This window comes from Telluria sp. ZB4P37 (genome assembly GCF_059685855.1).
This window is the reverse complement of the sequence record NZ_JCASID010000001.1, coordinates 766,953-790,027: the sequence shown is the minus strand read 5'-3', so window position 1 is coordinate 790,027 and position 23,075 is coordinate 766,953. Positions and strand designations below refer to the sequence as shown.

The following is a 23,075-nucleotide window of genomic DNA, read 5'->3' as shown; positions in this document are numbered from 1 at the left end:
TTCATCCGATTCGTAAGAATGGACGACGTCAGGCCTCAGCATTACTGAAGAGGCGCCTTCCGAATCTACCCATCGGTATGGATTCCGGTGAGGGTCACACAAGAACCATCCGGAATCGTTGTACGATATGCCATCGGGCTCCGGCAAGGATGGCGTATGACGGCGGAGAGTGCGGTCTTGGGTGACAGCTGGTCGGGACATGTCTTGCGCGCGCTTGACGCGCAATTCGCCAACAAGCTGCGCTTGTCGCTGGTCGGCAGCCAGGAAGGAGTCCATTGATGCCGATGCTTGTCGACGCGCGCATGGTAGAGGACCTGCGCCGCTTCAACCGCAAGCTTGCCTTTGCGCCGCGCGTGCGCTACCGTTACCGGATCACGCCCCTGCTCGGCCAGGCGCTGCTGCGCCTGACCCAGTTCGGGTCGGATGCGAAGCTGCGCCGCAAGGGGATCCGCGTGGAGTTCCGGATGGCCGAAGCCGATGGCCTGCAGGTGCCGCTGCGCGTGCTCCGGCCTGCCGGGACGCCGCGCGGGGTGGTGCTCGACATCCACGGCGGCGGCTGGGTGATCGGCAATCCCGAAATGAACGATGCGCTCAATGCCGCCATCGCCCGCGCCTGCAATGTGGTGGTGGTGTCGGTCGGCTACCGGCTGGCGACGCAGGCGCCGATCGCGGCGGTGATCGACGACTGCCTGGCCGCGGCCACCTGGCTGCTCGGGGACGGGCTGCCCGGCTGCGAAGGCTTGCCTGCCCTGGTAGTCGGCGAATCGGCCGGCGCCCACCTGGCCGCGGCCACGCTGCTGATGCTCAAGGCCAGGCCCGGGCTGCTGCGGCGCGTCGAAGGCGCCGTGCTGTATTACGGCGTGTACGACCTGGCGGGCAGCCCGAGCGTGCGCACCGCCGGCCCCGGCACCCTGGTGCTGGACGGACCGGCCATGCTCCCTGCCCTGCATCGACTGACGCCCGGCATGGACGAGGCCGAGCGCCGCCAGCCGCCGCTGTCGCCGCTTTACGGGGATCTCAAGGACATGCCGCCCGCGCTGATGTTCACGGGCGGGCGCGACCCGCTGCGCGACGATACGCTGTCGATGGCGCGCCTGTGGTCCGCGCATGCCCACGTCGAGCTGGTCGACCTGCCCGAAGCTGCGCATGGCCTGATTCACTTTCCTGCCGCGATGGGCCGGGCAGCCTGTCTGCATGCCCAGGCCTGGATCAACGGCCGGCTGGCCCGGGCGCACGGGACCCAGGCCTTGCAGGCCAACGCCCGCCAGGCCTAGGTCACCAGCCCCGCCGGCGCCGGCTGGCGCGTGAAGGTCGGCCCAGTGGTCGTCGGCCGGTTGCCGTTCCAAACCAGCTGGTCGATGCACATGCGCCGCCCCGTCATGGCGGTGTCCCAGGCGTGGTAGACGATCCAGTCCTGGCTGCCGTCGGGTGACTTGGTGAAGGAATTGTGGCCCGGCCCGATCACCTGGCCCGGCCGTGAACTGATGAGCAAGGCAGACTCGCTGCCGTCGGGACGGGTGAACGGACCCAGCGGATGGTCGGCCACGACATAGCTCACGCCGTAGTTCTCCTGTTCCCAGGCGCCGCCGCTGTAGAAGCAGTAATACTTGCCGCCGTGGATGAGCACCGAGGCTCCTTCCACCGTATGCCAGTCGTAGACGGCGTCATACATTGCCCGTCCCTTCTTGAACAAGTGCCAGTCGGCGTGCGGGCGCGCCACCGTCACCGGCGCGCCTGCCAGCCGGTCCATGGCCAGCAGGCGGTCGACGACGATGCCGGTGCCGATACGGTGGTCGTTCTCGAATTCGAGGAAGTCGACGCAGTAGTACAGATACCACTGGCCGTCGGTGTCGCGGAAAGGATGGGCGTCAATCGAGAACGGCTGGTCCGGCACCAGGAGCACGCCGCAGTCCTGGAACGGGCCGATCGGGTCGTTCGAGACGGCCACGCGCAGCTGGTGGCGCTTGCCTTCGCTGTCTCCGGACGAGTAATACAGCCAGAACTTGCCCTCGTCGAAGGCGACTTCGGGCGCCCAGAAATGGTCGTCCCCGGCCACCGACAAGGCGTAGCCGGCGCGGTGCCAGTCCACCAGGTCGTTCGACACCAGCACCGGGAAGCGCCCGGAGTCCGGGCCGTCGGGCGCGGTGCCGTAGGCGAAATACCTTCCCTCGTGCTTGAGCACGAAAGGGTCGGCCATGATTTCCGGGAATACCGGGTTACTGTAGGTCTTTTGCATTACTTTTTCCTTGCATGGACATCGTTGCAGGTGCCGGTGCCCTGGATCGGCCGCGTGGGCGGTTGACATCCCGGCCGCCGTTTACATCGGTCACGTTAGCGTCGTCCGTCAATCCTAGGGTGGGCAGAATCCGCCCGCCCTGCGGTCCTCACTATTCACCGAAACGGGCATGTCACCCGCACTACCCGCCCGCCCGCAAACCAGCTTCACAGCTGGTAGCGCAGGCTGACGCCGTAGGTGGTCGGGTTGTAGCGGATATCGCGCGGGCGGATCGGGTCGCCCAGGTAGCTCTCGTAGCGCTCCTTGGTTAAATTGACCGCGTCCAGGTGCAGCGACAGGTTCTTGCTCAGCGCGTAGCCGATGCTCAGGTCGACATAGGTCGATTCTTTCACATAGCGGTCCTGGCCGAAGCGCGGCTCGGCGATCTGCTCGACGAACTTGCCGCGGCGGGTGGCCGCCAGGCGCCCGGTCCAGCCGCTGCGCTCGTACAGCAGCGCGAAGTTATAGCTCTGGCGCGCAACGCCCACCATCTGGGTAGTGGTGAAGGCGCCGCTATTGAGCGACGTACGGGTCTGGTTTTCGCCATCGATCCAGGTGAAATTGAACTGCGCGCCCAGTCCGCTCCAGATCCCCGGCAGGAAGTCGAAGAACTTCTGGATGCCGAATTCGGCGCCCTTGAGCTTGCCCTTGCCCGAGTTTTGCGGGCGGTTGACGCGGTAGTTCACGCCGTTGATGGTTTCGTTCTGCTCGAAATTCTGCAGGTAGCCGTCGATATCGCGGTGGAACAGGGCGATCTGGGCGAAGCCGTTGTCCTTGAAGTAGTACTCCAGGGTGGCATCTACATTGACCGACTCGGTCGGCGACAGTTCCGGGTTGCCCGACGACCCGGTGCCCGGGGCGTTGACGGTCGGCGGAATCAGGGACAGCGCCGGGTTCAGCTGCGCGAACTCGGGCCGGGTGATGGTCTTGCCCGCGCTCAGGTGCGACTGCAGGCGGTCGGTCCAGTTCACCACCGCCGACACGTTCGGCAGGAAATTGGTCTCGTCGCTGTCGACGTTGATCGGGGTGACGACGTCACCGATGCGCTGGTTGCCTTCCAGCTTGCGGTCGACCTTCACCAGGCGCCCGCCGATGTTGCCGGTCATGCCGATGGTCCCGAGCGCAGCCTTCCAGCGCGCGCCGAGGTGCAGGGTGGCGGTGCGCTCCTCCTGCTCGAACAGGCGCATCGGGTCGTCCGGCACCCGGCCCAGCGGCTGGCCGTAGAAGGCGCGCACGGTATCGGCCTGGTGGATCAGGAATTCGCGCGAGGGGGTGGTCCAGGGCCCAGCCAGGCGGTCCAGGCCCGGCACCAGGGTCTGGAAGCCGGGGCCGAAGGCAGCGATCGGGGACGGGCGCACGGCGCTGCGAAGATCGTTGGCGCGCTCGCCGCCGTGGAAGCTGACCTCGCGCGAGGACAGGCGCACTCCCCCGGTGAGCGCGGTGATGAAGCTGTCGTCCCCGAGCCGGTAGACGGCGTCGGTCCGGAACTGCGCCTGCTCGCCGCGCGACTCGCCCCAGTTCTGCACCATGCCGCGCAGGACGAACTGGTTCGGGTCGCGCAGCGCCGCGCTTGACGTCGGTGTGGTGATGGTGTTGTAGCCGCCATGGCCATCGCGTCCGTAAGTGTAGACGGACGAACTGGCGCCGGGGATCTGCTGGTCGACGATCACGGTGTCGTTGATGAAGTCCGAGCGCGTGAAGGCCAGGTTGGTGTCGAGCGACAGCGGGCCCTCGCGGTATTTCAGGCCGAAGTTCAGGAAGTGGGTATCGGTGCGCTCCTTGACGCCCCAGGTGCTGGTGGCGGTGTACGGGTCCCAGTCGTAGGGCCCGCCGAACTGCGCCGCCGCGGCATTGGCCGACTGGATCGGGCAGATCACGCCCTGCGTCGTATTGCAGTAGTCGCCCTGCGGCGCCAGCACGACGTTGGTCAGGCGCGGGGTCCAGGTGGCGATGTTCAGGATGTAGTCGACTTCACTCTCGCCGCGATAGCCGGTGCCCAGGTACTGGGTGGAGAATTCGAGCGACGGATTGATCTTCCACTGGAAGGCCGCATGCATGCTGCCGCGCTCGCGGTCGCCCGCGTTGTAGATGCCGCCGATGTTCGGCAGCTCGCCCAGCCGGTCGCCGGCGCGCAGCGGCGCGATCGGCTGGTCGTCGTTCAGGCGCGTGGCGGTGCCGTCCGGGCTGACCGAGAAGATGCGGTCCGGACGGTCGACCCATTGCACCGGGAAGGTCCAGTGGTCCTTGTTGTAGGCGATGTCGACCAGCACGCCCATCTCGCCGACGCCGGTCTGCCAGCGGTTGCTCATCAACAGACCGCCGCCAGGGTTGTTCTTTTTCTTGCTGCCTTCGCTGCCCTCGACCTGGCTGCGGCGGTTTTCCAGGAAGCCGGTGACCGTATAGCCCTTGAAGTCGAAGGGCGCGCGCAGGCGGATGTTGACGGCGCCTGCGATGCCGCCCTCGAACTGGTTGGCCGTGGCCGACTTGTAAACGTCCAGTCCCGCGATCGACTGCACCGGCAAGTCCTGGTAGGACAGGCGCCGGCCGGTGCCGGTGAAGATCTCGTTGCCGTCGATGGTGGTCGCGACGTCGGGCAGGCCGCGGATGATCACGGTATTGGTCTCGCCGCGGTCGCGGCCCACCTGCACGCCGGCGATGCGCTGCAGGGCGTCGCCGGCGGCGCGGTCGGGGAACTTGCCGATATCGTCGGCATTGATCGAGTCCACCACCTGCTCCGCGTCGCGCTTGATCTGTTCGGCCGAGCGGATGCTGCTGCGGATGCCGGTCACCTGCACGGTGGCGACCGTGCCGGCCGGTGCAGGCGCCGATGCTCCCTCCTGGCCGGATGCCCGGGCAGCCTCCCCGGCGCGCGGCTCGGCCGCAGGATCAGCGGTGCTCTGGGTGGTCTGGGCAGCGGCAAAACCGATGTGGGCGCACAGCAGCATGACGGCCGCGCAGACTGGCCGGACTTTCAAGATGGTCATCGAGGTCTCCTGAGGTCTTGGCCGATCCTGCGTCCACCGGGTGGCGGGCGGGCCTGCCGATATTGGATTCATTATTAGTCATAATTTATGACCAATATGACAAACCTAGCCGAAAATGCACCGGGGTGGCGCACTCAAGAACCGCCCGAAATCGCTTCAAGCAGGGAGGTTATTCGCCACCGAATCGCGCTCCACCAGAGGGCAATCCATCTTCACGTTGGTGCGTCGAAGCACGCCGCCATTGACCTGCGCGATCAAATTTTCTGCGGCCCATCGACCCATTTCGTAGTTTGGTAACAACACAGTCGTCAGGGGCGGCCGGGTGTAGCGCGCGATGTCCTGGTCGTCATAGCCGACCACCGAGACCTGCTGCGGCACTTCCAGGCCATGCTCGCGCACCGCTTCCAGTGCGCCCACCGCCATCAGGTCGTTGGCACAGAACAGCGCGGTCGGCGGGTCCGGCAGCGAAAGCAGCGCCAGCGCATGCGCGTGGCCGGTGCTGACCTGCCAGTCACCTTCGCGCACCAGCGCCGCATCGAAGGGAATGTCGCGGGTCGACAGGGCCTGGCGATAGCCCTTGAGGCGCTCGGCCGCGGCTTCGATCCAGCCTTCGCCGTTGACCAGGCCGATGCGGCGGTGGCCGGCGTCGAGCAAATGCATGGTCGCGGCAAAGCCGCCCAGCACCTCGCTTGGCACCACCGACGAATACTGGCGCTCGCGTGTATGGCAATTGAGCAGCACCGTCGGCACGGCAGCCAGCCGCGCCGGCACGGTGACAGCGCGCGTAAAGATGGTGGCATAGACAACGCCCAGCAACGCCGGGCTGGCCAGCAGGCGGTTCAGGACCGCGGTCTCGTATGCGGGGTCGCTGCGCGTGGCGAACACCGACAGCAGGCAGTCGTGCTCCCAGGCGGCGTCGCGCGCGCCGTCGATGGTGAGCATGGCGTGCGGGCTGGTGGACAATTCGTCGGTGAGATAGACGATCAGGTTGCGCGCAAGGGGCGGCTCGGCATGGCCATGGCGGTCAACCGGATAGCCCAGTTCGCGCGCGATGCGCAGCACGTTCTGACGCGTCTCGCTGGACACCTTGGCGCCGCTCATGTGGTTGATCACGAGGGAAACCGTCGACTGCGACACGCCGGCCAGCTTGGCGATGTCGGTCATGGTGGGGCGCCGCGCGCGGCCGCCCGGATTCATCGCGTTCAGCTCCTGCCGGGCGTGCGCGGCAGCGCGGCGCCGTCGGCGTCGAACAGGTGGCCGTGGCCCGGGTCGAAAGCGAGCAGCACGCGCGCTCCAATGCCTGGGCCCGGCTCGTCGGCACGGCACTTGACCGACACCATGTCGGGCACGCCATCGGCCTGGATATAGACGATGGTGGTGTCGCCCAGGTATTCGACCAGGCTCACGGTGGCGGGAATGCCGCCCTCGAGACCATCCTGGGTCTGGATGCGCAGGTGTTCCGGCCGCACCCCGAGGGTCACGGGCGCGCCGGGCGCGGCGCGGGTGGCGTCGGCCGCCACGTGCACCATCGCGCCGCTGGCAAGGCGCACCCAGGCCGCGCTGCCCTCCTCGCCCGCCAGCGCGCCAGGCAGGAAATTCATGCGCGGCGAGCCGAGGAAGCCGGCCACGAAGCGGTTGGCCGGGCGCTCGTACAGGTCGAGCGGCGTGCCGGCCTGCTCGATATGGCCGCCATTGAGCACCACGATCTTCTGGCCCAAGGTCATGGCCTCGACCTGGTCGTGGGTCACGTAGATCATGGTCGCGCCAAGCTCGCGGTGCAGGCGCGCCAGCTCGACCCGGGTCTGGCCGCGCAAGGCCGCGTCGAGGTTCGAGAGCGGCTCGTCGAACAGGAAGACCTTGGGTTTACGCACGATCGCGCGCCCGATCGCCACCCGCTGGCGCTGGCCGCCGGACAGCGCCTTGGGACGGCGATCGAGCAAATGCCCGATCTGCAGGATCTCGGCGGCGCGCTCAACCCGATCCTTGATCTCGCTGCGCGGGACGCCGGCCAGCTTCAGGGCGAAGCCCATGTTCTCGCTCACGGTCATGTGCGGATACAGCGCATAGCTCTGGAACACCATGGCGATGGCGCGGTCGGCGGGCCGGACGTCGTTGCAGACCCGGTCTCCGATCTCCACCGTGCCGGAGAAGGTGTCTTCCAGGCCGGCGACGATGCGCAGCAGGGTCGACTTGCCGCAGCCCGAGGGGCCGACCAGCACCACGAATTCGCCATCGGCGATGTCGAGGTCGAGCCCCTTGAGCACCGGGTTGCCGTCGTACGCTTTGGTGATGCCTTGCAGGCGCACAGATGCCATTGAGTCTCCGTAAATTAGCCTTTGAGGCCGGTTGCGGCCAGGAAGCCGTGGGTCACGCGGCGCTGGAACAGCACATAGGCCAGCGCCACCGGCAGCGCCCCAAGCAGCGCCGCCGCCATCAGCTGGGCGTAGCGCACCCCGAAAGCGTCATAGGTCTGCGTCAGGCCCAGCGGGATGGTCATCATGTCGTTCGAGGTGACGATGATGAAGGGCCACAGAAAGTTGTTCCAGGCGCCGATGAAAGTCACGATCGCCATCGCCCACACGATGTTCCCCGACACCGGCAGGTAAACGCTCCACAGGATGCGCAGCGGCCCGGCGCCGTCCATGACCGCCGCTTCGCGAAAATCGCCTGGCACCGCATCGAAGAACTGCTTGAACACGTAGATGACCACGGGCGCCACTACCTGCGGCAGCACGATGCCGGCATAGCTGTTGATCAGGCCGAGCTGGTTCATCATGCGAAACAGCGGCACCAGCAGGGCCTCGAAAGGCACCAGGAAAGCCAGCATGGTCAGCCCGAACACCAGGGTGCGGCCGCGGAAGCGCAGCTGCGAGAAGGCATATGCTGCCATCAAGGAAAGCGCCATCGTCACGACCGTCACGAGCAAGGCCACCAGGGCGCTGTTGAACAGCCAGCGCCCGACATTGCCGGCGGCGAGCACCTTGGCAAAGGCTTCCAGGGTCCATTGCTGCGGCAGCCAGTGGAAGACAGCGGACACGGTTTCGTGCTCGGGACGCAGCGCGGTGCTCATCGCCCACAGCAGCGGCGCCACCCACATCGCGGCGAGCAGCAGTGCGGCGCAAGCGCCGATGAGGGTCCAGCCCAGGTTCGAGCGCGCCTTCATGCGTTTCGTCCCGCCAGCCAGCGTACCAGGCCAGCATGCAGCAGCGACAGCGTTACCACGATCATCACGAAGGCCACCGCGATCGCCGCCGCATAGCCGGCATCGCTCTGGGTAAACGCGGTTTCATACATGTAGTGCAGGGTCACGCGCGTGGTGTTGAAAGGCCCGCCCGTGGTCATGATATAGGTCTGGCCGAAGATCTTCATCGAGGCGATCAGCTGCAGCACCAGGGCCATGCCGACCACCGGGCGCAGCGCCGGCCAGGTAATGGCGCGAAACAGCGTGAAACCGCGTGCACCATCGAGCGCCGCCGCCTCGTACAGGTCGGCCGGGATGTTGCGCAGGCCCGCCAGGAACATCAGCATGTTGAAGCCCACCGTCCACCAGATGGTGCCGATCGCCACCATCGGCATCGCCCAGGTAAGATCCGCGAACCAGGCGCGCTGCATGCCCAGCACGTGGTTCACCACTCCGCTCGAGGGCTGCAGCATCCAGTCGGCGATCAGGGTCATCACCGAGATCGGCAAGACGAAAGGCAGGAAGAAGGCGCCCTGCAGCCAGCTGCTGGCGCGGGTGAAGTGGTGCACCAGCAGGGCCATGACCAGGCCCAGTACCGTCAGCGGAATCACGGTCAGCAGCGCGAAATAAAAGGTATTGCCGACCGCCGCCCAGAAGGACGGGTCCTGGATGAGCGTGGCGTAGTTGTCGATGCCGATGAAGGCATTGGTGCGCGTCAGGCTGCTCTCCGTGAGGCTCATGTAGAAAGTTTCAAGCGCGGGCAGGAAGAAGAACAGCAGGAAGGTGACGGCGAAGGGCGCGAGCAGCAAGGCCGCCGGAAGCGCGTCGCCACGGCGCGCGCCCGGCTGGGAAAGGGATGGGGTCATCGACGCTTTCACTGAAGGGTCAGTACCGGGGAGCGCGCTTGCGCACCAGGCGCGCCGCCTCGGTTTCGAACATGCGCAAGGCCTGCGCGGGCGTGAGCTGCGAGGACAGCGCCGCCGGCAGGAATTTCGACGCCATTGCCTCGAGCGGCCCGGCCGCACCCATGTACCAGGCGTCCGGATCGTAGATCACGTGGCGCGGCACCTCGGCGTACAAGCGGTTCGGCATCAAGGCCATGACGGCGGGTGACTCGGCCACCGGCCGGTAGGCCAGCACGTGGCCACCCTCGGCCCAACCAAAGGAATTCTTGCTGACGAAAGCGACAAAGCGCATCACGGCGCGCGCTTTTTCGGGCGACATCGGGCGGCCTTCGTTGGCGGGAATCGCAAAAGCATGCGAGTCGGCCCAGACGCTGTCGTTGGCGTACATGCGCGGCAGCGGCACGATGCCGTATTCGAAGCCGAGCGTGCCCTTTTGGGTAGCCCGTACCATTTCGGGCACTTCCCACACGCCGTTGATCATGAAGCCGGCATTGCCGCCCATGAACTGGCTGGTGGACGCGGGATAGTCCAGGCCCGGCTGGGCATAGCCCTGCTGGAACCAGCTTGCCACGCGCGCCAGGGAATCGACGCCTGCGGCGCCGTAGGTGAAGCGTCCGTTCTGGATCAAGGGCAGGTTGCGCTGGGCCAGCATCGAGACCCAGAGGCGCCAGATCGCATACGAACTCTGGCTGCTCTCCATCGTCATGCCGGGGCGCCCGGTGGCCTGCTTCACGGCGCGGAAAGCATCCGTGAGCGCGTCGATGCCCTGGATGGGTTTCAGGTTGCCGGAGTCGTCGAGCAGGCCTGCCTTGCCCACCAGCGTCTTGTTGTAGTACAGGACCAGCGGGTGCAGGTCGAGCGGCACCGCATAGGTCTTGCCGGCGTGCCGGGACTTGTTCCACTGGCGCGGATAAAAGTCCGCGGGGTTCAGGCCTGCGTCCTGCAGCTCGCCGGGTGCGATCGGCCGCAGCACGCCGCCGCCGGCCAGGTTGGTCATGCGCGACAGGTGCACAGTGGCCAGGTCCGGCCCGGCGCCGACCACCGACGAGGTAATCAGCTTGGTGTAGAACGGCTCGCCCCATTTGAGCGTGGTGCTGACGACACGCACTTCGCGCTGGCTGGCGTTGAAGCGCCCGACCAGGTCCGCCATGCGTGCGCCATCGCCGCCGCTGAGCAGGGTCCACATGCGCACCTCGACCTGCGCGCAGGCCGGCGCGCTGGCGAACATTGCTGCGAGCGCGGACGTGCACAGCGTGGCGGCGAGGCGCACGGTGAATGGGGTCAAGCCTGTCTCCTGAATCGTTCCGAGGGTTGATGCCTCTTTTATCAATTAATACTAGCAAATAATTATTAGCCGTGGGCGACTTACTGAACTGCGGGCGACATCCCGGCGCGCATGCGTGCGGCATGAAATGCGCCCCGCCGCGCTTTTGCTGCGTCCCAGGGGCTATGATCCGGGCTCCCTGTCTGCTGGAGTCCCGATGCGCCGCGCCTGCCTTGCCCTGCTGTCTGCTACCTTCTTCATCGCCCCTGCCCGCGCCGACCGCCTGGACGACGCCCTGCTCGAGGAAATGAAGCGCCGCCATGTGCCGGGCCTCTCCGTGCTGGTCCTGAAAGACGGCAAGGTCATCAAGGAACAAGGCTATGGCCTGGCCAATGTCGAGCACAAGGTGCCGGTGACGCCGCAGACGGTGTTCCAGTCCGGCTCGGTGGGCAAGACCTTTACCGCAGCACTGATCCTGCTGCTGGAGAAAGATGGAAAGCTCAAGCTCGACGACCCGGTCTCGCGCCACCTGCCCGCCACCCCGCCCAGCTGGGAAAAGATCACCATCCGGCACCTGCTGTCCCACACCTCGGGGCTGGGCGATCCGTACCAGATCATCGATTTCCGCAAGGACTACACGGACGAGGAGTTGATTGCGCTGGAAGCGACCGTGCCGCTGCGCTTCGCCCCCGGCGAGAAGTGGGCCTACAGTAATATGGGCTACCACCTGCTGGGCTTCATCGCCAACCGCGCCGGCGCCAAGTTCTATGGCGATCAGCTGCGCGAGCGCGTCTTCGCTCCGCTGGGCATGTCCGCCCGCGTGATCAGCGAGTCCGACATCATCCCGCACCGCGCCGCCGGCTACGAGTGGAAAGGCGGCGCGCTCAAGAACCAGTCCTGGGTCGCGCCGCGCCTGAACACGACGGCCGACGGCAGCCTGTACCTGACCGCGCGCGACCTCCTGCGCTGGGACCAGGCCCTGTACGGCGACAAGATCCTCGACGCGGGCCTGCGCCAGGCCGCGTTCACGCCCGCCAAGCTCAATGACGGCAGCGACGCGCCTTACGGCTTTGGGTGGTTCGTCGACACGGTCAAGGGACGCCGCCACATCTCGCACGGCGGCGCCTGGCAAGGCTTCCGCGCCCAGCTGTGCCGCTATGTCGATGACAAGCTTACCGTCGTCATCCTGGCCAATTCGGATTCGGCGCGGCCGTCTAAGTTTGCCGACATGGTAGCGGCGCATTACGTGCCGGCGCTGTTCGATGGGCCGGCCAAGGCGATTCCTGACCCGGAGCCAAGCGTGACGGCCTCGGTGCGCGAGGCGATGGCCAGCCTCACCGTGGGCAAGGCGCCGGCGGCCGCGAATGCGGAACTCGGGGTCAAGCTCACGCCCGCCGTGCTGGCGCGCGTGGCCGAAGCCCTGGGCGAAGCAGGCAAGCTGCGCTCGGTCGAACTGCTGTCGCGCAAGGATGAGGCGGCAGGACGGCGATTGCGCTACCGCTTCGGTTACGCGAACGAGACACTGCTGGTGTCGCTGGTGGTGGACAAGGCGGGGAAGTTCAACGCTTTAAATTTCTCACCGGAGTGATGCCACCGCACCACACGCCCCCCAGCCGATCAGCGAAATTCGCCATCCCACCCACAGTCAACCGGAAGATGGCGGCCGGCCACGTGTCGACACTCACCGGCACGGATGGAATTTCTATGCGCTCTCGCGCTTGCGATACCCGGGCAATATCTGCCGCGCGAACCTGGGCGCTCCTGCGGCTACCCGAGACGCTTGATTCCTTCGTCAATCAGCTTGACCACAGTGCCGATAAAAATGCCGAGCTGAGTGAACACGCCATTCCTGGATTCATACAGCCGTGCGAAGACAAGGGAAGTGACCGGCTGGAGCAGCGGCCGCGCCATCTTCAACAAGACGTTGCTGAGCAAGCCGAACAGGTACAAGGCCATCAGAAAGATCGATGGTCCCAGCACCAGGCAGAGCACCGAGATCTTGACGATGAACCAGAACATTTTTTTCACGTAGCTCGACAGGTCGAAACCGAGCCCGATGAGGGCGCCCAGGAGCGATTCGAATACCGGGCTGGCGGCAGCGCTCTCTCCGGCGTTCAGTGTCACCGTCCCCGGGTGATCGGATGACTGAAAGTAGGGAAACTCCATTTTGACGGCGGCCAGCAGGTCTGCCGGCCCCATGTACAGGAGCGCGAACGCACAGGTAAGGGCAAGGATGAGGCCTGCCATGCCGAGCAGGGCAAGGAGCGTTTTGAGGACCGCTGCGCTCGACCACTCCAGCCGGGGCAGCAAGAGGGCCAGGCCAGACCAGCTGATCCAGCTCACCAGGAACAGCCAGATCAACAGGGGGATACTCACCGATGGGGACGCGGAGACGTCATAGATGTACAACCCCGGCCGGTACACCGGGCCGAAATCCCATCCTTTCACCGCAAACAGCAGGCTCAGCGACAGCCACCAGACAAGGTAAGTCAGCAGCAGGTGCAAGACCGGCGAGACGATGAAGCGCCGCAGCGATTGCGGGCGGGGGCCGATCAGCCACAGCAGCTGCAAGCCTGCCCCTCGCCAGGCGGAGCGGAACAAGGCGTCGATCGATGCATACTGCAGTGCCGTCCAATAGTTCCCCATCGCCTGTTTGACCGCCTCCTTTCGCTCCTTCGACAAAGCCCAGTCGGCAAACGTACAGCCCGCTGCGATGAGTGCGGCAATGAAAAACACCCCGTTGAAGAACCCGGGATCGGCGACGCGGTCCAGGAGGTGAGTGCTGGTGCCGAACCTGCCCCTGAGGCTGTAGGTAATTTCGAAAGGTAATAAGGCCATCCCCTGCCCCCGGTCAGTTGTTTTGCGCCCCAAGAGATGTTGCCTGGGCAGCCCATCCGGCCGGGCCGCAGCACGCCTGAGTTAGACCGCGCTTGCATCGACTTTACTCAATTTCGGAAGGCGCCACAACGGGACGCGCGGCTGGCCCGCTGTCGGCGCCACGCCGCACGGTCGCCTGGCCGGCAAGGTAGAATCCCCCCTTTGTCCCGGTATTTCGTATGTGGATAGGTGTGCTGTGCGGCCTGCTGGCCGGTGCGATATGGGGGCTGGTGTTCATCGTGCCCGAATTCCTTGGGGCCTTCTCGCCGCTGGAACTGGCCGTCGGCCGTTACATCGCCTACGGCGCCATGGCCTTCGGCCTGCTGCTGCCGCGCCTGAAATCCCTGTTTGCCACCCTGCTCCCCAGCGACTATGCGGCCTTGCTCCGCCATGCGCTGGCCGGGAACATCGTCTACTACATGCTGCTCGCGATGGGCGTGAAATATGCGGGCGTGGCGCCGACTTCCCTGATCATCGGCATGCTGCCGGTGGTGGTTACCCTTCTAGGCCGCAACGACCACGGCGCGGTGCCGCTGCGCCGCCTGGCGCTGCCGCTGCTGCTGGTTGGCGCAGGCATCGCCTGCATCAATGTCGATACCTTCCTGCATGCCGATGCGGCCCAGTCAAACACCGCGATCGCGCTGGGCGTGCTGTGCGCCACGGGCGCCCTGCTGTGCTGGAGCTGGTATGCGGTCGACAATGCACGCTACCTGAAACGCAATCCGCAGTTTTCCAGCGCCCAGTGGTCGGCGCTGTATGGCTTGACCACCGGTGTCGTCGCGCTGCTGCTCGGCACCGGCGCGTTGGCGTGGGCCGCGGCATCCGGCGACATCAAGCCGCCCTCTTCAGCACGTAACTGGACCGTGTTCTGGGCTTGCAACGCCGTGCTCGCGCTGGGCGCCTCGGTGATCGGCAACCACCTGTGGAACGTGGCCAGCCGCCGCGTGCCGGTCACGCTCTCGGGCCAGCTGATCCTGTTCGAGACCCTGTTCGCGCTGCTGTACGGCTTCCTGTACCGTGGTCACGGACCGCGCCCGCTGGAGATTGCCGCGATCGCGCTGCTGGTCGCGGGCGTGACCTGGTCGGTGCGCGCCCATGCCGGCGACCGCGACGCCCTCGCCTTCGAAGCATCAGCGCTTCAGGCGGGACACGGCGACCTGGCCGAAAGTGACCGCGTGGCCGGCGCCGCCCATCGCCACCAGTCCTAGCTTGGCACCACCGCCGAGACGGTGGGTCCAGGTGCCGCCCTGTACCCAGGCCTGGCCATCCTGGCTGGACCAGGCGGTATAGCGCTCTTCGCTCCTCAAACCGGGGGCGCCGCGCAGGACGTCGATCCGCAGCCACGTCCATTCGCCCGGCGTGCCCACCACCGTATTGCCATAGCGCGGATAGCCGGCCCCGACGGGCGCCAGCTCCTTGCCGAATTCCACCTGGCGCAGGCCGTCGTTGGCCAGCTCGACCAGCTTCACGTAGTTGTCGTCGTCGCGCATGATCACCAGCCCGGCCTGCACCGGTTTTGCGCAGCATTCCAGCGGCGCGTCCAGGCGGATGCGCGCTTCGATGCGCAGGTCGCCCTCGGGCAGCGCCGTCGCCAGCACCGTCGCGGTATTGGTGTCGACGTGCAGGTCGGCGTCTTGCGTGGCCATGCGCAGGCCCGGCCGGCCGCTGGCAAAGCTGCCGGCGGCGCCGGGACGCACCCAGCTCCAGCGCGCAGCGAGCCGCTCGCTCTCGAAACGGTCGAGCCATAACGGCGTAGCCGATCGCGAAGCAGGTGCTTCAGGTGGCGGCGACAGGGACGCCGGGCGCAGCGCGGGCCGCTGCTGCACGGTGTCGGACGGCCCATGCCCGCCGTTGATGACCGGCCAGCCGTCGATCCAGTCGATGCGGTCGAGCAGCAGCGGGCGCCGGGTCAGCTTGTCCTCGACACTGAAATAGCCCTGGTCGCGGTCCACCGCATGGTAGAAGGTCCACCACTGGCCGGCCGCATCCTGGAACACGGTGTTGTGGCCGGCGCCGATCCAGCGGTTGCCGTTCTGCGCCAGCACCGGGGTGCCGCCCACGCGCGTGGCGGCCATGTCGTTGCCCTGGCGGTCCAGGAAAGGTCCCTCGGGACTGGTCGCGCGCCCGACGTAGAGCGCGTAGCCGGTGAGCGGCCCGCGGCAGCAGTCGGTGCTCGATGCGAACATGTACCAGTGACTGCCGTGCTTCACCACTTCGGCGCCTTCATAGCGGTTGGCGGCAGCGATGCGCACCGGGTCGCCTTCCACCTTGAGCCCGTTGCGTGCGAGCCGCTGCACGTGGATACCGCCTCCATAGCTCCCGTAATACAGCCAGCGGTCGCCCTGGGCGTCCTCGACGACATCCGGGTCGAAGGTCCAGTGGAAGTTGCAGCCGGCACCGGACCGGCGCGGCGGCACCACCAGTTGCGGCGCCGCCTTCCACGGACCGGCCGGCGAGGCGCTGGTCGCCACCGCGATCGCGCTGTCGGATTCGCAGCCCTTCTCAAGACTGTGCGCGTCGGCCACGTCGGTGACCGTGAAATACAGGTAGTAGCTGCCATTCTGGTACACCGGCTCTGGCGCCCACAGGCCGGCCTTCGGGCCGGCGATGCCGCTCGGGCGCTGGTCGAAGGAGTCGCGCACGAAATACCAGTTCACCAGGTCGACCGAACGGTAGATCGGCATCATGTGGAACGTCCATCCCTTGCTATCTCGTTCCTTGTAGTTCACCGGGTCCATCGTGCAGTACAGGTACCAGGTCGCCGGCGAGGTGGTGCGGTCGCGCAGCAGCGACGGGTCGGCGCAGCTTTCGGCCAGGCTGCCGTCGGCCAGGCGCAGGGGCAAGGGATTGATATAGGTCGTGACGGCGGGCGTGGCTGGCTGGGCGAAGGCGGGCGGCATGGCACAGCCGGCAAGGACAGCGGCCAAGGCCGCAGCCTTGCAGCGGAGGAGCAGGGTCAAGGCGGTCTCCTGTGGTCGATCGGCTCTTATTGCTAAAAAATAAGCGAATCAGGCGCGCCACGGCGCACGGGTGACGGGAGGATGAGCGAATTGTTGCTACACAGGTAAATTTTAGTCATTGAAACTCGTGTAGGACTATTGCCCGTAATCATGTACTGATAAACTTACAAGCTCGGCAATCCCGGCGCGTTCACCGTCTGCCGTCAGGACAAGCGCGCCATCACGCACCTCGTAATCGATCCGGTGCGGGCAGAAAAAGAATACCAGGGGCAGTTTCATGAGGAAGAAAGAGGTTTGCCTGAACCCGACGCTGCTGGCGGCAGCAGTGGCGGGCATCGTGTCCGCGAATGCAGCGGCGCAGCAGGCATTAGCGGCTGACGCGCCGGCCGAAGTCGTGGTCACGGCCACGCGCGTGCCGACCCTGGCTTCGCGCACGCCGCTGGCCATGAGCGTGGTGAGCGGCGAAAGGCTGGTCCTGGGGGGCAGCGACAGCCCTGCCCAACTGGGCAAGCGCCTGCCCAATGTGCACCTCGACCAGGTTGCCGAAGGCCTGCGCATCACGATTCGCGGCGTCACCAGTGCCGATTCCACCGACAAGGGCGACCCGTCGGCGGCCTTCCTGCTCGATGGCGTGTACGTCCCGCGCGGGCCGGCCCAGACTCTCGCTTTCCTGGACGTCGACCGCATCGAAGTGCTGCGCGGCCCCCAGGGCACGCTGTACGGCCGTAACACCACTGCCGGCGTAATCAAGGTCATTTCCAACATGCCGACCGCGCGCCTCGAGGGCAGCGCCGGCCTCGAAGCCGGCACCTATGGCAGCCGCAAGTTGGGCGCCACCGTCAACGTCCCGGTCAGCCCGGCCCTGGCCCTGCGCGCCGCGGTAGCCGGCCAGCGCCACGACAGCTATCTGCACAATGCCCAGGGCACCCCGTACGAACTGGGCCTGGATCGGGGCGAGCGCAGCGCGCGCCTTTCGGCCCTGCTCGCATTTGGCCAGGATGCTTCGCTGCTGCTGCGCTACGACCATGGCCGCGCCTCCGAGAACAACGACCGCTTCGTCCCCGATACCAACTTCTACGACGGCATCCCGACCGGCGCCCCGGCCTGGCGCGCGGGCAGCACCGACGCGCGTCTGACCAATGCCTTCCGTCCGCCGAACACGGTGCCGGAACAGGGCTATGACGACAAGCGCGCGCGCGGACTGGGCGCGCAGCTGGAATGGAAGCTCGGCACGGCCACCCTCACCTACCTGGGCTCGCACCGCCGCTTCGACCAGGACATGCTGGTCAATTACTACTACCGAGTGGCACCTGGCTTTGCGCTGGGCGTGCACAACCTGTACACCGGCAAGAACCGGGCCGATTCGCACGAGTTGCGCGTCTCCACCGACGAAGCGCGCACTCTCAGCGCCCAGACCGGCCTGTACTACTTCAGCGAAGAGTCGCATACCACCTACGGCTTCCGCGGCCTGCAGCCCCTTGGCCTGCCGCCCTATTACGTGTTCCCGTCCGGTCCGACGAAAGCGGACAGCCGCGCCGCCTTCGGCCAGCTGACCTGGCGCGTATCCGACCGGCTGCGCGCCACCGCGGGCGCGCGCACGACGCACGACGACAAGTCGCGCATCGGCTCGACCAGCTTCCAGCAGGCCGCGGCCTTCAATCCGGCCACCGACACCCGTTTGCTGAACGCAGCGCAGATCGCGACCAGCAAGACCACCTGGCGCCTCGGCCTGGATGCGGACATCGGCGCCAATACGCTGGCCTGGGCGAGCATCGCCACCGGCTACAAGGCCGGCGGCTTCAACGACGGCTGCGCAGTGGGCAGCACGGCCCTGGGCATCGCCTGCCCGGCGGCGATCGCCGTGCCGGCGGCTAGCCTGTTCTACCAGCCGGAAACGCTGCGTTCGATCGAAATCGGCACCCGCACCCGCTTCCTGGACGGCCGCGCCAGCGTCAATGCGGTGGCCTTCGACTACGACTACACCAACCTGCAACTGTCCAGCGTGGCCATCCTGCAGGGCGCGCCGCGCTTCGTGACCGGCAACGCGGGCGTCGCCAGCGTCAAGGGCCTGGAGCTCGACGGGACAGTGGAGGTGCTCGGTAGCGGCAGCCTGGCCTGGAGCCTGGCCCTGCTCGACGCCCACTACCAGTCGTACAAGCCGGACGGGGTGCGCTCCTGGGCCGGCCGCAAACTGGATCGCGCACCAAACCGGGTCGCCACCCTCGGCTACGACCAGCTTTTCGCCCTGTCGCGCGGGCGGCTCACTGCCGGCGTGTTCACACGCGCCAGCAGCGACTACGTGATCGCCGTCCCCAGCCAGGCGCTGACTTATCGCATCCCGTCGCACACCAGCACCGACCTGCGCCTCGGCTGGCAGCCGCAAGGAGCGTCGTGGAGCATGCTGGCGCGGGTACGCAACCTGGAGAACGCGGTGCGCCCGATCGCGATCGACAGCTTCGGCATGGCCACGCCGAGCGATCCGCGCACGGTGGACCTGAGGATCGATTACCGGTTCTGACGCCGGACCCACGGACGCAAACGCATCGCCACACCGACAACAAGAGAGAACACCCCCCATGCCGTCATCGACTTTCCTGTCCCGCCTCGGCGGCGCGCTGCTCTGCGCCATGCTGGGCATGCTCCTGCTCGCGCTGCCGGCCCGCGCCGCGGCGGGCATGGCGCCGGCGCCGCTGCTGCTCGGCCCCGGCCTCGAAAAGGTCGAGGCCTGGGACGCGCTGTCGGTGCTGCGCGATCCCGCGGGCCAGCTCGACGCCGCGACGGCGCTGCTTGATTCCGGCTATAGCCGTCCGGGCTCGGCCCGCGCGACGCTCGGCGTGTACAGTGGCGTGGTGTGGTTGCGCATCCCGGTCGTGGCGTCCCGGGACGGCCCCGACTCCTGGGTGCTGCACGCCAACTTCGGCCTCATCGACCGCATGGACGTGTACCTCGCCACGGGCGGCGTGCTGCGCCACGTCGCCGTCACCGGCAAGAACCAGCCGGTGGCCGGTTCGGCGCTGGGCGGCCCCACGCCGGCGCTGCAGCTGCGCCTGTCCCCCGGCGCCGCGCACACCGTGCTGGTGCGGATCGATACCGAAGGCCCGAAGATCGTCCCACTCACCTTCTGGCAGCCGAACGCCTTCCACCGCGCCTCGCTGGCCGATCAGCTGTTGCAGGGGATGTTGTTCGGCCTGGGCTTTTCGCTCTTCCTCTACAGCGTGGCCCAGTGGATCAACCTGCGCGATGCGCTGTTCGGCAAGTACGCGCTGCTGGTCGGCGGGGTCACCCTGTATTCGTCCTGCTGGTTCGGCATCGCCAACCAGTATTTCTGGCAGGGGAACGCCTGGCTCAACCTGCACGCGGCCGGCATGCTGTCGCTGACGGCGTCCTGCGGCGCCTACCTGTTCATCGACCACCTGCTCACGCGCCCCGGCAAGGACCGCCTCTCCAGCTTCCTGTTGCGTACCGGGGCAGCCCTGTGCGTGCTCAGCGCGGCCGCATTCGGCGCAAACCTCATCAGCCATGCGGTCCTGGTCGCGGTGGTCAGCAGCCTGGGCATCCTCCCGATGCTGCTCGGCCTGCTGGGGGCCTACCGGCGCGCGCGCGCGGGCGACACCGTCGGCATCTACCTGCTGGTCGGCTGGGCCGTCAGCTTCACGGCCGCGCTCATCTCCGCCCAGATGATCAACGGTAACCTGCCGGCCAACTTCTGGACCCTGCACTCCCTGCAATTCGGCGCCAGTTTCGACATGCTGGTATTCATGCGCATCCTGGGACTGCGGACCCAGGCGATGCAGGCCGCCATGCTGCGTGCCGAAGCCAGCACCCGCATGAAGTCGGAATTCCTGGCCAACATGAGCCACGAGATCCGCACGCCGATGAACGCAATCATCGGCATGAGCCGGCTGGCCCTGATGGCCGAATCCGACCCGAAACAACGCAATTACCTCGGCAAGATCCTCGGCGCCAGCGAGCACCTGCTGGCCATCATCAACGACATCCTCGACTTCTCGAAAATCGAGGCCGGCAAACTGGCGCTCGAAACGGTTCCCTTCTCGCTCGCCGACCTGCTCGAACACCTGGCCGATATCACCGCCGTACGTACCGATGCAAAAGGCATCGGACTGGTGTTCCGGGTCGACCCGGAGGTGCCGCATCGCCTGGTGGGCGACCCGCTGCGCCTCGGCCAGGTGCTGCTGAACCTGGTCGGCAACGCGGTCAAGTTCACCGAGCGCGGCGACATCGTGGTGTCGGTCGCGCTTGCCCACCGCGAGGGCAATGCGGTGACGCTGCGGTTCGGCATCAAGGATACCGGCATCGGCATGAGCGAGGACCAGATCAAGCGCCTGTTCCAGTCCTTCAGCCAGGCCGACAGCTCGACCACCCGCAAATACGGCGGCACCGGCCTGGGACTGTCGATCTCGAAGAAGCTGGTGGAGCTCATGGAGGGCAGCATCGGCGTCGCCAGCACGCCGGGCGCCGGCAGCCTTTTCACTGTCGAACTGCCGCTCGGGATTGCCGACGCCGCGTCATCGCCTGCTGATGCGCCGGCGCGCGGTGCATCGCTGCAGCAACTGCGCGGAGCCATCCCGGACCTGGGCGCGGGCGCGCTCGATGGCCCGGCCCGGATGCGCGGCCTTGACCTGCCGCGCCTGGATGGCGCGCGCATCCTGCTGGCCGAAGACAATGCCAACAACCGCGAAGTGGCCATCGACTTCATGGCGGCCGTCCGCATCCAGGTCGACGTTGCCCTCGATGGCGTGGAAGCGGTTCGCATGGCCGCCGCCGGCGACTACGACCTGGTCTTGATGGACATCCAGATGCCGGAACTCGACGGCCTGGGGGCGACCCGCGAGATACGTTCGATCGAGCGCCTGCGCGACCTGCCGGTCGTGGCCATGACGGCGCATGCGCTGCCCGAAGACCGGGCGCGCAGCCTGGGCGCCGGCATGAACGACCACGTGACCAAGCCGATCGACCCGGACCTGCTGTTTTGCACCCTGCTCAAGTGGATCGACCCGGCGCGGCTGGCGGGACGCAGCCTGCCGCCCGCCGCCATGCCGGCGCCGTCGGACGTGGACGCCGACCTGGCGCCGCTGCCACCCATTCCCGGTATCGACTGGCAGGCGGCGCTGGCCGGCGTGAACGGCCAGCGCAAGCGCCTGGAGAAACGTGCCGGCAGCTTCGTGCGCGAATACGGCGACAGCCCGCAGGTCCTGCGCGAAGCCCTGGCATCTGGCGACTACGCCCGCCTGCAGGCGCTGGCGCACAACCTGAAATCGAGCGCGGCCTATGTCGGCGCCTTCGAACTGTCGGCCCAGGCCAGCCGCGTCGAGCAGGACCTGCGCGCCGGCCAGTTCGACCTGCTGGGCGCCCGCATACCATTCCTGGTCAGGTCCAGCGAAACGGTGCTGAACGGCCTGGCCCGCCTGGCCGCCGTGCCGCTGGCGCAAGCCGGCGGCGTGGCCGGCCTGCCGGACGTGATGGCACGGCTGGACAGCTTCCTGGCCGACGACGACGCCCGCGCCGAAGATGCACTGGCCGAACTGCAGCTCCTGCTGGGCGGAACCGCGCACGCGGCGGCGCTGGATCCGATCCGGCGCGCGGTCGAGGACATCGAATACGCGGCGGCGCGCCCGCCCCTGTCCAGCCTCGCACGCCGCCTTGAAACCGGCGCTCCGGATTCCATCGAGGAGACCCGCGCATGAACGGGATCGACGTACAGAAAGTGCTGGTGGCGGACGACGACGCCATCAACCGCGATGTGCTGGGCGAACTGCTCAAGCCCGAATACACCGTGGTGCTGGCCAAGAACGGCGCCCAGGCGCTGGAACGCGCAGTGCGCCATGCGCCAGACCTGATCCTGCTCGACGTCATGATGCCGGACATGGACGGCTACGAAGTGCTGCGGCGCCTGCGCGCCGATCCGCAGACGGCGCACATCGCCGTGATCTTCATCTCGGGCCTGGACCGGCCCGAGGACGAGGCCAACGGCCTGAAGATGGGCGCCGCCGACTACATCACCAAGCCCTTCAACCCAAGCGTCGTGATGGCGCGCGTGGCCGTGCACCTGCAGGTGGTGCGCCAGCGCAGGATGCTGGAACGGCTCGCGAATATCGACGGCCTGACCGAACTGGCCAACCGCCGCTGCTTCGACGAAGTGTACGAACTCGAATGGCAGCGCGCGCGCCGCAACGGCCAGCCGCTGTCGCTGGCCCTGCTCGACATCGACGCCTTCAAGCAGTTCAACGACCGCTATGGCCACCCGGCCGGCGACCGCGCGCTGCGCGCCGTGGCCCGCATTGCCGCTGCCGGCATGCGCCGCCCCGGCGACCTGGCGGCGCGCTACGGCGGCGAGGAACTGGTGCTGCTCATGCCCGAGACCGATGCTCCGGCCGCGCAGTCGGTGGTGGCCGGCATCTGCGACAGCATCGCACAGCTGATGATCCCGCATGCGGCATCGAACGTGGCGCCGGTGCTGACGGTGAGCGTGGGCGGCGCAACCCTGCTCTCAAACAATCGCGAGCAATCGAGCGAGCTGTTCGAAGCGGCCGACACCCATCTCTATCGCGCCAAGCAGTCGGGCCGCAACCGGACCGTCTGGCGCAACGATCACTAACTCGCCGCGTACG

The 23,075-nt window shown here is 67.0% G+C and carries 17 protein-coding genes; 7 read left to right on the top strand and 10 right to left on the bottom strand.

What is annotated here, in order from left to right:
• Positions 1-156: 156 nt before the first annotated feature.
• Together AC56K1_RS03735 and AC56K1_RS03730 are read left to right on the top strand one after the other, a co-directional pair.
• Entirely contained in the window at positions 157-279 is a 123-nt protein-coding gene (locus AC56K1_RS03735) for a hypothetical protein (RefSeq protein WP_497156487.1), read from the top strand.
• Positions 279-1,274 (top strand): alpha/beta hydrolase, encoded by a 996-nt coding sequence (locus AC56K1_RS03730; RefSeq protein ID WP_497156486.1) that lies wholly within the window; start codon positions 279-281, stop codon positions 1,272-1,274. The genes AC56K1_RS03735 and AC56K1_RS03730 overlap by 1 nt, the downstream gene beginning before the upstream one ends.
• Here the strand turns inward: AC56K1_RS03730 and AC56K1_RS03725 are convergent.
• The 7 genes from AC56K1_RS03725 to AC56K1_RS03695 form a co-directional block, all read right to left on the bottom strand.
• On the bottom strand, positions 1,271-2,236 hold the full coding sequence (locus tag AC56K1_RS03725) for a glycoside hydrolase family 43 protein (RefSeq protein ID WP_497156485.1): 966 nt from the start codon (positions 2,234-2,236) through the stop codon (positions 1,271-1,273). The genes AC56K1_RS03730 and AC56K1_RS03725 overlap by 4 nt on opposite strands.
• 206 nt (positions 2,237-2,442) lie before the next feature.
• Positions 2,443-5,259: a TonB-dependent receptor gene (locus AC56K1_RS03720; protein WP_497156484.1), complete on the bottom strand. Its 2,817-nt coding sequence runs from the start codon at positions 5,257-5,259 to the stop codon at positions 2,443-2,445.
• A 156-nt stretch (positions 5,260-5,415) separates the two neighbouring features.
• On the bottom strand, positions 5,416-6,456 hold the full coding sequence (locus AC56K1_RS03715) for a LacI family DNA-binding transcriptional regulator (protein ID WP_497156483.1): 1,041 nt from the start codon (positions 6,454-6,456) through the stop codon (positions 5,416-5,418).
• A gap of 5 nt (positions 6,457-6,461) precedes the next feature.
• On the bottom strand, positions 6,462-7,574 hold the full coding sequence (locus AC56K1_RS03710) for an ABC transporter ATP-binding protein (protein WP_497156482.1): 1,113 nt from the start codon (positions 7,572-7,574) through the stop codon (positions 6,462-6,464).
• 14 nt (positions 7,575-7,588) lie between these two features.
• A complete protein-coding gene (locus AC56K1_RS03705) occupies positions 7,589-8,422 on the bottom strand; it encodes a carbohydrate ABC transporter permease (RefSeq protein ID WP_497156481.1) in 834 nt (277 codons plus the stop codon).
• Positions 8,419-9,306 carry a carbohydrate ABC transporter permease gene (locus AC56K1_RS03700; RefSeq protein WP_497156480.1) on the bottom strand — a complete coding sequence of 296 codons (888 nt, stop codon included), beginning with the start codon at positions 9,304-9,306 and terminating at the stop codon, positions 8,419-8,421. The genes AC56K1_RS03705 and AC56K1_RS03700 overlap by 4 nt, the downstream gene beginning before the upstream one ends.
• 19 nt (positions 9,307-9,325) lie before the next feature.
• Positions 9,326-10,630, bottom strand: coding sequence for an extracellular solute-binding protein (locus AC56K1_RS03695; protein ID WP_497156479.1), 1,305 nt, complete (start codon positions 10,628-10,630; stop codon positions 9,326-9,328).
• 196 nt (positions 10,631-10,826) lie between these two features.
• Between AC56K1_RS03695 and AC56K1_RS03690 the strand changes: the two genes are divergently transcribed.
• Complete coding sequence (locus tag AC56K1_RS03690) at positions 10,827-12,197, top strand: serine hydrolase domain-containing protein (RefSeq protein ID WP_497156478.1); 1,371 nt, start codon at positions 10,827-10,829, stop codon at positions 12,195-12,197.
• Between the two features lie 179 nt (positions 12,198-12,376).
• Here the strand turns inward: AC56K1_RS03690 and AC56K1_RS03685 are convergent, their stop codons facing one another.
• Entirely contained in the window at positions 12,377-13,447 is a 1,071-nt protein-coding gene (locus AC56K1_RS03685; protein WP_497156477.1) for a hypothetical protein, read from the bottom strand.
• 218 nt (positions 13,448-13,665) lie between these two features.
• Between AC56K1_RS03685 and AC56K1_RS03680 the strand changes: the two genes are divergently transcribed.
• Positions 13,666-14,694, top strand: a complete 1,029-nt coding sequence (locus AC56K1_RS03680; protein WP_497156476.1) for a DMT family transporter — start codon at positions 13,666-13,668, stop codon at positions 14,692-14,694.
• Here AC56K1_RS03680 and AC56K1_RS03675 read toward each other — a convergent pair.
• Together AC56K1_RS03675 and AC56K1_RS03670 are read right to left on the bottom strand one after the other, a co-directional pair.
• Positions 14,617-16,446 carry a family 43 glycosylhydrolase gene (locus AC56K1_RS03675; RefSeq protein WP_497156475.1) on the bottom strand — a complete coding sequence of 610 codons (1,830 nt, stop codon included), beginning with the start codon at positions 16,444-16,446 and terminating at the stop codon, positions 14,617-14,619. The two genes, AC56K1_RS03680 and AC56K1_RS03675, sit on opposite strands and share 78 nt — an antisense overlap.
• 135 nt (positions 16,447-16,581) lie before the next feature.
• Positions 16,582-16,725 (bottom strand): hypothetical protein, encoded by a 144-nt coding sequence (locus tag AC56K1_RS03670; RefSeq protein WP_497156474.1) that lies wholly within the window; start codon positions 16,723-16,725, stop codon positions 16,582-16,584.
• On the opposite strand from AC56K1_RS03670, the gene AC56K1_RS03665 reads away from it, so the two are divergent.
• The 3 genes from AC56K1_RS03665 to AC56K1_RS03655 are packed head-to-tail and all read left to right on the top strand — an operon-like array spanning position 16,724 to position 23,062.
• The gene (locus AC56K1_RS03665; protein ID WP_497156473.1) at positions 16,724-18,964 is read left to right on the top strand and encodes a TonB-dependent receptor; all 2,241 of its coding nucleotides are present in this window, start codon (positions 16,724-16,726) and stop codon (positions 18,962-18,964) included. The genes AC56K1_RS03670 and AC56K1_RS03665 overlap by 2 nt on opposite strands.
• 58 nt (positions 18,965-19,022) lie before the next feature.
• Entirely contained in the window at positions 19,023-22,151 is a 3,129-nt protein-coding gene (locus AC56K1_RS03660; RefSeq protein ID WP_497156472.1) for a hybrid sensor histidine kinase/response regulator, read from the top strand.
• Complete coding sequence (locus AC56K1_RS03655) at positions 22,148-23,062, top strand: diguanylate cyclase (protein ID WP_497156471.1); 915 nt, start codon at positions 22,148-22,150, stop codon at positions 23,060-23,062. Before AC56K1_RS03660 ends, AC56K1_RS03655 begins: the two co-directional genes overlap by 4 nt.
• The last annotated feature ends 13 nt before the right edge of the window (positions 23,063-23,075 follow it).